General features: G+C 52.6%; 6 protein-coding genes and 1 pseudogene. 1 reads left to right on the top strand and 6 read right to left on the bottom strand.

Annotation, left to right across the window (positions count from 1 at the left end):
* Positions 1-17 precede the first annotated feature (17 nt).
* From gltB to B9T62_RS38235, 3 genes are all read right to left on the bottom strand, one after another.
* Positions 18-4,613: a glutamate synthase large subunit gene (gene gltB, locus B9T62_RS38245; RefSeq protein WP_087920588.1), complete on the bottom strand. Its 4,596-nt coding sequence runs from the start codon at positions 4,611-4,613 to the stop codon at positions 18-20.
* Between the two features lie 522 nt (positions 4,614-5,135).
* Entirely contained in the window at positions 5,136-7,490 is a 2,355-nt protein-coding gene (locus B9T62_RS38240) for a YhgE/Pip domain-containing protein (RefSeq protein ID WP_087920022.1), read from the bottom strand.
* Positions 7,491-7,698: 208 nt separating this feature from the next.
* On the bottom strand, positions 7,699-8,289 hold the full coding sequence (locus B9T62_RS38235) for a TetR/AcrR family transcriptional regulator (RefSeq protein WP_087920021.1): 591 nt from the start codon (positions 8,287-8,289) through the stop codon (positions 7,699-7,701).
* 267 nt (positions 8,290-8,556) lie between these two features.
* Here B9T62_RS38235 and B9T62_RS38230 point away from each other — a divergent pair, with 267 nt between their 5' ends.
* The gene (locus B9T62_RS38230) at positions 8,557-9,744 is read left to right on the top strand and encodes an MGDG synthase family glycosyltransferase (RefSeq protein WP_087920020.1); all 1,188 of its coding nucleotides are present in this window, start codon (positions 8,557-8,559) and stop codon (positions 9,742-9,744) included.
* 755 nt (positions 9,745-10,499) lie between these two features.
* On the opposite strand, the gene B9T62_RS38225 is transcribed toward B9T62_RS38230, so the two are convergent.
* The 3 genes and pseudogenes from B9T62_RS38225 to B9T62_RS38215 all read right to left on the bottom strand — a co-directional run bounded on the left by B9T62_RS38225 (position 10,500) and on the right by B9T62_RS38215 (position 11,666).
* On the bottom strand, positions 10,500-11,057 hold the full coding sequence (locus tag B9T62_RS38225) for an IS3 family transposase (RefSeq protein ID WP_157794213.1): 558 nt from the start codon (positions 11,055-11,057) through the stop codon (positions 10,500-10,502).
* Positions 11,058-11,091: 34 nt separating this feature from the next.
* Positions 11,092-11,322 (bottom strand): annotated as a pseudogene (locus tag B9T62_RS42005) (IS3 family transposase); the annotation flags it as partial.
* Between the two features lie 47 nt (positions 11,323-11,369).
* Positions 11,370-11,666, bottom strand: coding sequence for a transposase (locus tag B9T62_RS38215; protein ID WP_087920017.1), 297 nt, complete (start codon positions 11,664-11,666; stop codon positions 11,370-11,372).
* Positions 11,667-12,258: the final 592 nt, after the last annotated feature.

Below are 12,258 nucleotides of genomic sequence, written 5' to 3'. Positions count from 1 at the left end.
TCAGAACAGCAGGTCGTTTAGCCGCCTACACGCGCAAGTTCACGCATATTGGCTTCGAAGGCAGCCATAAGCGCAGCCTCGCCGGTTAATCCGGTTTGCTCTACCTTGCGGATCTGCTCCAGCATCCGTTTGTAGTCCTTCGGAATTACACGTGCGAATCGCGGCAGGCTGTCTGCCCAAGTATCCAGCACCCGTTGTCCGACACTACTTCCGGTAAGCTCGGTGTGACGGAGAATCAGGCTGCGGAGCTCCTCGGTTTCGTCCGCTTCCTCCACACGCTCCAGCAGCACCATCTCCAGGTTGCAGCGGCTGACGAAGGAATTGTCCGGATCGTAGACGTAGGCGATACCGCCCGACATCCCTGCCGCGAAGTTGCGACCCGTTTCGCCAAGCACAACCACACGGCCGCCAGTCATATATTCACAGCCATGGTCGCCCACGCCTTCCACGACTACCTTGGCCCCTGAGTTGCGGACTGCAAAACGTTCTCCGGCAATCCCGCTGATGTAAGCCTCACCGCTCGTCGCTCCGTAAAGTGCCGTATTGCCGATGATGATATTCTCTTCGGCAGCGAAGGTTGCCTTAGGAGAAGGCTTGATGATAATTTTGCCTCCGGAGAGGCCTTTGCCCACGTAATCGTTGGAGTCGCCATCCACAGTGATCGTAATCCCCTTAGGCATGAACGCTCCGAGACTCTGTCCGGCCGAGCCAGTGAAATGAAGGCGGATAGTGTCTTCAGGCAAGCCTGCCGCTCCGTATTTACGGGTCAACTCACTGCCAAGGATCGTTCCTACAGCACGGTTCACGTTCGTAATCGGCAGTGATGCCTCTACGGCTGTTCCCGACTCCAGAGCAGGTGCCGCCAGATCAAGCAGTTTGGAAACGTCAAGCGTTTCCTCCAGCCCATGATTCTGGCGTTTGCTGCGGAAGCGGGTGCTCCCTTCTGCCAGCTGCGGCGTATGCAGCAGGCTGGACAGATCCACGCCACGTTTCTTCCAGTGGTAGGAAGCATGCACGGCATCGAGGCAATCCGTGCGTCCGACCATCTCCTGAATGGTACGGAAACCAAGACTCGCCATGATCTCACGCAGATCCTGGGCCACAAAGGTCATGAAATTGACCACATGCTGCGGATCACCGGTAAAGTTCTTGCGCAGCTCCGGATTCTGAGTGGCTACACCAACCGGGCAGGTATCCATCTGGCATACCCGCATCATGATGCAGCCTACAGCTACAAGCGGAGCTGTGGAGAAGCCGTATTCTTCGGCACCAAGCAATATCGCTACCGCAAGGTCTCTGCCGCTCAGCATCTTACCGTCGGTTTCCAGCACGACGCGGTCACGCAGATTGTTCAGCATCAGCGTCTGGTGGGTTTCAGCCAGACCCAGCTCCCACGGAAGACCGGCATGACGGATGGAGTTCATCGGAGACGCCCCTGTTCCGCCGTCGTAGCCGCTGATCAGAATGATGTCGGCACGCCCTTTGGCAACACCGGCTGCGATCGTGCCTACCCCTACCTCAGAGACCAGCTTAACGTTAATATTGGCACGCGGATTGGCATTCTTCAGATCATAGATCAGCTCTGCCAGATCCTCAATAGAATAGATGTCATGATGCGGCGGCGGGGAGATCAGTCCCACACCTGCCGTGGAGCCACGGACTTCGGCAACCCAAGGATACACCTTGCGTCCCGGAAGCTGTCCGCCTTCACCGGGCTTCGCGCCCTGGGCCATCTTGATCTGAATCTCATCTGCGTTGACCAGATAATTCGAAGTAACCCCGAAACGTCCCGAAGCGACCTGCTTGATCGCACTGCGGCGGGAATCGCCGTTGCTGTCCGGTATGAACCGGGCCGGATCTTCTCCGCCTTCACCGGTATTGCTCTTGCCGCCGATCCGGTTCATGGCGATCGCCAGCGTCTCATGCGCTTCCTTGCTGATTGAACCAAAGGACATCGCCCCTGTCTTGAAGCGTCTCATGATTGCTTCAACAGACTCGACTTCTTCCAGCGGAATCGGCTCATTCTTCGAATTGAATTCCAGCAGGGAACGGAGGGTCTGGTGCTTCTTGCTCTCTCCCTGAACCAGGGCAGCATATTTCTTATACAGGCTGTAATCACCGCTGCGTACAGAATGCTGCAGCAGGTGAATGGTCTGCGGGTTGAACAGATGCTCTTCCCCGTCACTGCGCCATTGGTATTCACCGCCGGAATCCAGCACCTTGTCATTGCCGTCCTTGTCGGTGAAGGCACGGGTGTGATGGATCAGTGCTTCGGCGGCTACTTCCTCCAGACCGATACCGCCGATGCGGGATGGCGTCCAGGTGAAGTAACGGTCCACGAATTCGGAATTCAGCCCAACCGCTTCGAAGATTTGCGCGCCCCGATAGGATTGAATGGTCGAGATTCCCATCTTGGACAGGATCTTCACTACGCTCTTCGTTGCAGCCTTGATATAGTTCTTAATCGCCTTCTCATGCGAGATTCCGCGCAGCAGCCCTTGGCCGATCATGTCATCCAGGCTTTCGAAGGCCAGATAAGGATTGACCGCACTCACGCCATAGCCAAGCAGCAGGGCATAGTGGTGCACTTCACGCGGTTCGCCGGATTCAAGCAGGATGCTGACCTTCGTCCGTGTTCCCTGGCGGATCAGATGGTGATGCAGGCTGGATACGGCAAGCAGTGCCGGAATTGCCGCATTCTCGCGGTCCACACCGCGGTCCGACAGGATCAGAATATTATGTCCCTTGGCCATTACGCGGTCAGCAGCCTCGTTCATCCGTTCAAGCGCAGTGCGCATGCCTTCCGCTCCCAGCTCCGCAGGGAACAGAATCGGAATGGACATCGACTTGAAGCCTGCACGGCGGACATGACGGATCTTCGCGAATTCCTCGTTGGACAGAATCGGCGTCTCCAGTGTGATATGGCGGCAGCTCTCCGGTTCCGGCTTCAGCAGATTGCGCTCCGGTCCAATCGTTGTCGTCGTGGACGTAACGAGCTCTTCACGGATGGCATCTATCGGCGGATTGGTTACCTGGGCGAACATTTGTTTGAAATAATTGTAAAGACGCTGCGGACGGTCGGAAAGCACAGCGAGCGGAGAATCATATCCCATCGATACCACCGCTTCAGCGCCGGTGGAAGCCATCGGCTCCAGCACCTTGCGCAGATCCTCGAAGGTATAGCCGAACGATTGCTGCAGCTGCAGCACGTTGTCATGCTTCGGATTAGGCAGCTCCGGCGCATCGGGAAGATCGCTCAGGCTGATCAGATGCTCATCCAGCCATTGACGGTAAGGCTGTTCAGAAGTAATTCCTGCCTTCACTTCCTCATCGGAAATAATCCGGCCTTCCTTCGTATCGACCAGCAGCATCCGCCCTGGTCTCAGCCGGTCTTTGTATAGAATGTTCTCGGCAGGGATATCAAGCACGCCCGCTTCCGAGGACAGAATAATCATATCGTCTTTGGTTACATAATAACGCGCCGGACGCAAGCCGTTGCGGTCAAGAATGGCACCGATCTGGATACCATCGGTGAAGCCCATCGCTGCCGGGCCATCCCAAGGCTCCATCAGCGTGCTGTGATATTCGTAGAAGTCTCTCTTCTTCGCATCCATGCTTGTATGGTTGCTCCAAGGTTCAGGAACCATCATCATGGCCACATGGGGCAAAGAGCGTCCGCTGAGATAGAGAAATTCAAAGGTATTGTCAAACATCGCTGTATCCGAGCCGTCAGGATTCACAACCGGCTTGATCTGGCTAAGGGATTCCCCGAACACTTCACTCTTGAACAGCGACTGGCGGGCATGCATCCAGTTGACGTTGCCGCGCAGGGTGTTGATCTCCCCATTGTGGATCATGAAGCGGTACGGATGCGCCCGCTCCCAGCTTGGGAAGGTGTTGGTGCTGAAACGGGAGTGGACCAGTGCAATTGCCGATTCCAGCTCCTCATTCTGCAGATCCAGGTAGAACTGGCCCACCTGCTCTGTGGTCAGCATGCCCTTGTAAACAATCTTGAGACATGACATGCTTGGCATATAGAAGGATTCGCCTTCTTCCACACCGCCGTAGCGGATAGCCAGCTCCGCGCGTCTGCGGATAACATACAGCTTGCGTTCAAAGGACAGATCGTCTGTAATTCCTGCGCTGCGGCCGATGAACACCTGGCGGACATTAGGCTTGGCCGCTTTGGCCGTCTTGCCCAGCATCTCATCGTAGGTAGGCACATCGCGGTAGCCGATCACTTCCTGGCCTTCTTCAGCGATAATATCGCTCAGCAGAGCTTCATGGCGGCTGCGGATTTCTTCGTTCTGAGACAAAAAGATCATACCCACACCATACTGTCCCTGCTCCGGAAGCTCAAAGCCAAGCTTCTGCGCTTCGCCGGCAAAAAAACGGTGTGGAATCTGCAGCATAATACCCGCGCCGTCACCCGAGTTAGGTTCGGCCCCCTGGCCTCCGCGGTGCTCCATATTAAACAGCATGGTCAAAGCATTGCTAACAATATCATGGGACGGCTTGCCTTTGATATGGGCTACGAAGCCCATGCCGCAAGCATCTTTTTCGAACTGGGGATCATACAGGCCCTGTTTGCCGGGCAGTTCAGTGTGTCTCATCATATGCAACCTTTCTATTATAAAGTAGACGTTATCTGAAGTAAGAAACGGCTAAACCCTTCAAGCTGAGGCAATGTCCATTGGAGCAAGAATATAAGGCTAAAGTATATAATACTACTTATACAATCTTATATTTCAGGAAATATTTTCAGATGAAAATCTTAATAAATATTCAGCCAAGATTCGTTATATTATTTTATCATCGAGCTGACATGAGCGCAATTTAAACTTTTTTATGAGTTTGATTAACAATTGCTTTTGCGACACAGCTTTAGTGAATAAAAGCGTAAAAAATCTTATCATTGCATAAATATACATAAATAACGAATAAGTCCTTATGCAATGAAAACGTTTCAACAACTTTCAGCGATGAATTGGAGCGTTTTCCAATTCCGTTTCAGCCGGAAATCGAAGGATCATTTATAATGTGGAGCCTATCCATTACTATATTTTGCAAAATCTAAAAGAGCGCCCCCGCGGAGGCGCTCTTTTGCTTATTCCCTATTAATCTGCATGCTCAGATTATACAGTCAAAACTTGTTCACTTTTCATGGCAGCTTCACTTTGACGGTCTCTTGTCATGAAGTAGACCAGCGTGAAGGCAAGGAAGACCAGTCCATAGATTGCCAGCGTACCTGCGTCGCTCCACATTACACTATAATCTCCTGTTGAAATCACAGCCTTGTATCCTCTGACACTATAGGTCATAGGCAGCAGCGGGTTGAAGAATTTCATCCAGCCTGGAATCAGCTCCAGCGGGAAGGTGCCTGCACTTGTAGTCAGTTGCAGAATCAGAACCACAATGACCACGAAACGTCCCGGCTGGTCAAGCCAGGTTACAATCGCCTGAATCATCCACATGAAGGCAAGGCTTGTAATAAAGGTGAAGGCATAGAATAAGGGAACACTCTGCACTTCGAGACCAAGTCCGTAGAGCAGCACGGCAGCAGCCAGGATCGACTGCAGCACACTCATCATCGAGAAGGTCAGTGTACGGCTGATGAAACGGTTGAAGCGGCTGGCTCCGATGACCTCGGAATCCCGCATCGGGATCACCAGCGTACAGATCAATGCACCGACGAACAATCCCAGGGACAAGAAGTAAGGGGCAAAACCAGTACCGTAGTTCGGCACTTCATTTACACGATGCTCATCAATAACTACTGGCTCGGCAAACATATGAACCAGGGCATCGGAGGAATTCACCGCTGCAGTCTTCTCAGCTGCATCGCCCAGCTTGGTAGCCAGCTCGGTGGAACCGGATTTCAGCGCATCCATTCCGTCCTTCAGCTCGCCTGCACCGGTGTGCAGCTGCTTGGAGCCGTCAGCCACAGAGCTGATGCCGCTGCCCAGCTGCTGCGCGCCGCTCAGCAGCGTGGAGGTTCCGGCCTCCAGCGCCTTGCCGCCGTCGGCCAGCTTGCTGCCGCCTGCGGCAGCTTCCTTCAGCTTCGCGCCGAACTGCTGCATGCCGGCGGTCAGCTTGTCGCCGCCGCCTGCCAGCTTGGCTGCGCCTGCAACCAGCTGCTGCTGGGCCGAGTGCAGCTGGCCGCTGCCCTCACTCAGCTGCTGCGCGCCGGTGTGCAGCTGGCTAACGCCAACGTCCAGCTGCTGCGCACCGCTGTGCAGCTGGCTTGCGCCTGCGGCCAGCTGCTGCTGCCCACTGTGCAGCGCGACTGCGCCTTCGGCAAGCTGCTGCTGGCTCTGCTGCAGCTGCTCACTGCCTGCCGCCACACTGCTGCTGGCGGCCAGCAGCTTCTGCATGGCCGGGCTTGCAGCCAGCTGCGGATTGCTCTCCGCCAGCTGCTTCAGCCCGGCGGCCACGGCCTGAGCGCCTTCGGTAACCTTGGCGCTGCCGTCCGCAGAGGCCTTCAGGCCCGCTTCCAGCTTGGCGCTGCCTTCAGTCGAGGACGTCAGGCCGGCTTCCAGCTTCGCACTGCCGTCCACTACACCGGCGGTGCCGGCCTCCAGCTTGGCGGTGCCGTCTACGGCCGCCTGGGTTCCGGCCTGCAACTTCGCTGCACCGGCCTCACTCTTGGCAAGGCCGCTGCTCAGCTGCTTGCTGCCGGCCGTGGATTGCACCACGCCGTCCTGCAGCTGCTTGTGGGCGGAGGACAGCTGCGCAAGTCCGCTGGCCAGTGTGCTGGTGCCGGATTCCAGTGCGGCTGCACCGGTATTCAGCTCGGCCACACCTTCGGTAAGCGGCTTAACGCCATCCAGCAATTTGCCGGTGCCGTCAGTCAACAACTGCAGGTTCTCCTCCAGCTTCAGCGTGCCGTCATCCAGCTTCGAGGCGCCATCGGCAATCTTGGTGGCGCCGTCGCCGGCTTCGCCGATTCCGCTGGAGATTTCAGTAATTTTGTCAAAAACCGATTCAGTGTAAGCCTCCGTCACCTTCGCGGATACCTTCGCCTTGATGTCCTTCACTGCGGTACCACCGATCTGGCCGGCCAGGAAGTTGTAGCCTTCATTCGGTTCAAAGATAATCTGTGCCGGCTGAGGATCAGCATCCAGCAGCGTAGTGGCCTTGGAAGAGAAGTCTTCCGGAACGACAATCGCCATATAATAGGTACTGTCCTTAAGACCGGCGTCCGCCTGCTCGCGGGTGACGAAGTTCCATTGGAAGCCGTCCGTCTTCTTCAGCTCCTCCACCAGATCACTGCCTGCGGTGAGCTTACGGCCTTCATAGTCCGCACCCTTATCTTGATTGACTACAGCGACAGGCAATTCATTCATTTTGCCATACGGATCCCAGAATGCCTTCAGGAACAATCCGCTGTACAGAACAGGGATAAACAAAACTACAAATAAGGGAATCAGCACCTTGGGATTTCTCAAAGCGGAGCCGAGGTCCTTGGCAAAAACAGATAATGATTTCATTGCGGCTTCTCTCCTTCTACTCATTTGCTCTCTATAAATTACTTAGTTTTGAAAGTTACTGAAATACTAGATGACTGTTTTCCCCAATCGGTCACACAAGAGTATAAAAAAAGTACCAACCGGTACCCTTTCAATTATTCGCCTATGCTCAGAATGGAATTTCTGATCCCTGGTATAATATGCTTTAGCTGCATTGAACATTCCGACGTTATCTGCCTACAGATCCTTGTGCCAGGCCTTCGGCCAGAAACAGATGAAAATACGATTTGATCTGTTCCTTGTCAAGCTGCACCTGCATTTGGCTCAATTCAGCAGTCAGCACAATATACAGTCTGAACATGACCACCGATACAATCTTGGGGTTGCAGTTTTTGATCTCTCCCTGACTAATTGCGTATTCCACTTCACGCTCCAGATACTCTAGCACCACATTCTCAATCTTGCCAAGCCCTTCTCCTGCCTGCGGCGTTCCGAATTCAAGTTTCTCCTGGGAGAGCTTGATGAACAGCTCATGTTCACTGCGGAATTCAAGCAAGGCATCCAGCACCCGGTGCAGGTTGTCAAAAAAAGGCTTGTCACGTCTAATCTCACGATCCGCGATAATCTTCATCTCTGCCGTTACATCGCGCAGAATCTCATCAAACAGCTGCTCCTTATTCGTAAAAAAGGTGTAGATAGTCCCTTTGCCGACGTTGGCGATCTTAGCTACCTGATCCATGGTGGTTGCTTTATAACCAAACAAGGAGAACGATTTGGTTGCTGCTTGAAGCACCTGCTGCCTTCGGTCTACTACAGCCACTTAAACACTTCCTTTCATCGGATAAATTTAATGTTGATCATTATTATGACCACATTACCAATATGGTCATTTGGTCATTTCCTACTTTACCACTTCATATCCGCTATTGCAATACCTGTTCCAATCTTTTATTTTCAATTATTGCAGTGTTTTAACTTTCTATTTACGTCTTATTTGTATAATGTGGGAAGTGAAGCAATTTCCCTAGTATAATATATAGAGAGATTTCACAATTCTACCCAAAGAAAGAAAGTAGCAGGTGAACTTATGCGAAAGAAAAGAGTACTGCTGTTTTCGGAAGGCTTCGGTACGGGCCACACAGGGGCAGCCTATGCTCTCGCTGAAGGAATTAAGCTGCTGAACCCGGACGTTCAATGCCGAGTGATTGAGCTGGGCAAGTTCCTTAACCCTACCGTCGCTCCCTGGATTCTTTCCGCTTACCGCAAAACAGTCAGCAGCCAGCCAAGGCTGGTAGGCATGATGTATAAGACACAATATAACCGATCTCTGACCCGGTTGACCAAGCTGGCGCTTCACCGGATTTTTTATACACATGCCTCACAGGTTATTGAACAGTTGAAGCCTGATCTCATTATCTGTACACATCCGATCCCGGCAGCCGTCATCTCCAGATTGAAGCGTCGGGGGCTGGATGTGCCGCTCTATACGCTGATTACAGATTATGATGCCCATGGCAGCTGGGTCAATGCAGAGGTCAACCGTTACCTGGTATCTACCCCACGGGTCAAGTCGATTCTTACCGGACGCGGGATCTCTCCCAAGCTGGTGACCGTAACCGGCATCCCCGTGCATCCGAAGTTCTGGGAGCGCGCCAACAAAACCTTGCTGCGCAAGGAGCTGGGTCTGGCCGATATCCCTACCGTGCTGATTATGGGCGGCGGCTGGGGCATGATGTTCGGCAAAGATGTGATGAGGTCGCTTACCGCCAGGATGGATGAGATTCAGCTGATCTTCTGCATGGGCAGCAATGAGAAGCTGATGGCCAAAATGCAGGCTAACCCCCTGCTTAATCATCCCAATGTGAAGATACTCGGCTACAGCAGCGAGATCAACAAGCTGATGGATGCGTCCGATCTGCTGATCACGAAGCCGGGGGGCATGACTTGTACAGAAGGCCAAGCTAAAGGAATCCCTATGCTGTTCTACAAGGCCATTCCAGGGCAGGAGGAGAAGAACTGCCAGTATTTCGTCGAGCTTGGTTTGGCCGAGGTGCTGGATTCGGCAGTCGTGAACAAATGGTTCTCCATGCTGCTGCAGGAATATGCCGCTCTGGAGGAGCTGCGCAGACGCCGGACCTCTCCGGAGCGTTATGAGCCGCGCAACTGTGCCACAGCCGTGCTGGAGCTGCTGGGCAAGCCTGCTGTCGGCGTCACCGCGATGCAGGAGCAGCGTTCTCAGGCGCGCAATGAAGAAGCCGTATATGTTACGCCGTAGCCTGCACCCACTATGGGGCGGGTGCAGGCGGCAACACAGGCCGTCTCTTATGCAGATGTTTCTGCGTAAGAGACGGCCTTCTTTGGCTTGTGCGGGTTTCATGTGCAGAGGGCGGCGGCTAGTGCCAGCGGATCGCGCGGCGTAATTTGCATACTCACGGCCATGCTCGACAATTTATGAGATTTATACCTTATTTTCTCTCACTCATCGCTAATCGCGACGAATTTAGGGGATTTATCCCTTATTTTCTCCCGCTCACCGCTAAACGTGACGAATTTATGAGATTTATCCCTTATCTTCTCTCACTCACCGCTAAACGTGACGAATTTATGGGATTTATCCCTTATTTCGCTCCGCCCTCCACCAGCCGCTATAATGATGGGACATAATCCGTCACGGCTTAGGTATAATGAGGATGTTAGAAGCTTTTCTCCCAGCGCTCGGTGTATTTAGCTACAAAAGTAGTGACTACTTAGGCTAGGAAGATGAGAGCATCGAAGAATCAACTCAGCGAGGGGTTACCTCAGTTCAAACCATTAATTAGTTGCGAAAGTGGTTACTACTTAGGCCCAGTGAGGAATGATAGGGAAATTCTACCGCTAGTTGGATGAAAGCTGGGGGGTGAATCCGCTCCGAAAAGCCCTGGATAGACAAATTAGTGGTAACTTTTCCCTATAGGCAACGAGAATCGCACAAAAGTCAGCAGTTAACGGTAGTTTTGGACCTCCGTCAAGAAAGTGGACACTAAAAAAGAATTATACCGACTTCTTCTTTTTAAATGTGGCTGCGAATTGGGCAGGGGAAACGTAGCCTAACGAACCGTGGATTCGTTTGAGATTGTAAAAAAATTCGATATACTGGAAGATTTCATCATAGGCTTGCTGCTTGGTTTTGAACCGGGTACAGTACACAAACTCTTTTTTCAACAGGCTGTGAAAAGACTCGATACAGGCGTTGTCATAACAGTTGCCTTTACGGCTCATGCTGGCCTTCATGCGGTATTTCACCAAGCGCTTGCGGTAGTCGGCAGAAGCATATTGGGACCCGCGATCCGAATGATGAATCAGCCCTTTACCAGGCCGTTTGGCTGTGTAGGCGTCGTCCAGGGCGCCTAGAACGAGGTCCGTAGTCATCCGGTCACTCAGCCTCCAACCGACGATTTCCCGGGTGCACAGGTCGAGTACGCTGGCCAGGTACATCCGGCCCTCGCGGCAGGGAATGTAGGTAATGTCTGTCACCCAGGTCTGGTTCGGTTTGGCCGTAGCAAATTGCTGGTTCAGCAGATTTGGTGCAACCGGTAACTTGGTTGGAATCGGTAGTGTTGACTCGAAACTGTTTAGCCACGCAGGAGCGTAAACCTAGCTCCTGCATGTATTTTCCTACGGTACGCTCACTCACTTGATGGCCTTCCCGCTGCAACAAAATGGTGATTTTAGGGCTGCCGTAGCGGCCTTGGGTATCTTTGAAGTGATACGTGATTCGCTGGAGTAGCAACGCCTTACGGGCAGCCTGAGGGCTGACCTGAGCCTCTTTCCATTTGTAATATCCGCTCCGAGATACTTCGAGAACCTTGCACATCTTCACCACTCGAAACTCGGAGCAATGATCTTCGATGAACTGAAATCTCAGTTCTTTGGTTTGCTGAAGATGTGCACGGCTTTTTTTACGATGGCGATCTCCTCGGTCAGGTCAGCATTGATTTGCTCTTGTTCTTGTAAGAGCCGTTCCAGTTCCCGAATGCGCTCTGCATTGGCTACCGGTTCGTCGGGGAACTGCCGGTACTTCCCTAACCATTGATGCAGGGTTTTCGCTGGGATATCCAGTTCCAGGGCCAGTTCCGCCACCGTCTTCGTCTGTTCTTGGATATACTTTACCGTCTGTCTTTTGAATTCGTCATTATAGCTTTTCCGTGTTCCACTCATGTGGACACCTCCTTGTTAAGACTATTATTATTGTTCACTTAACCGGTGTCCACTTTGAACTCTATCACCATTTTTCCCCATAGCATCTCTGTTTCCCTACTCCGAAGCTCAAACCTACTGGAAGAAGGTTGGAGTCCTAAGTAGTAACCGAAAGTGCATCTATTTAGCCGGTTTTTTCCGTTTTGGAGAAAATAGATGCAAATAAGCATCTAATTTCGTCTAATGAGCGTTACAGACCCAATTCACTTGAAAATAGTTGCATATTCGGTTACTACTTAGGTCCTCTAGCCCTCTTCGCTCGTAACCCTCGCCTCGATTTCAGACGGTTGCGGACTCAGGAGCCTCTATTTGCTGTACATAGGCCGTTTTGCAGGATTAACGGACCCAGGAGCCTCTATATCACAGAAAACCCTCGCTTTTGAGCCTGTTTTGACGACTTAGGGGCTATACGGTCCGTAAGACGTCAAAAGATCGCAGATAGGAGGAAATAGGGGCTATACGGTCCGCTAAAATGCAGGTTACCTAGTTCAAGGGCTTGGAGTGTCGCAGGGTCCTAAGTAGTAACCATATTCGCACTTAATCACCCGTTGGG

The organism is Paenibacillus donghaensis (assembly GCF_002192415.1).
Classification (GTDB): domain Bacteria; phylum Bacillota; class Bacilli; order Paenibacillales; family Paenibacillaceae; genus Paenibacillus_AQ; species Paenibacillus_AQ donghaensis.
This window is presented reverse-complemented; position numbering and strand designations above follow the sequence as displayed.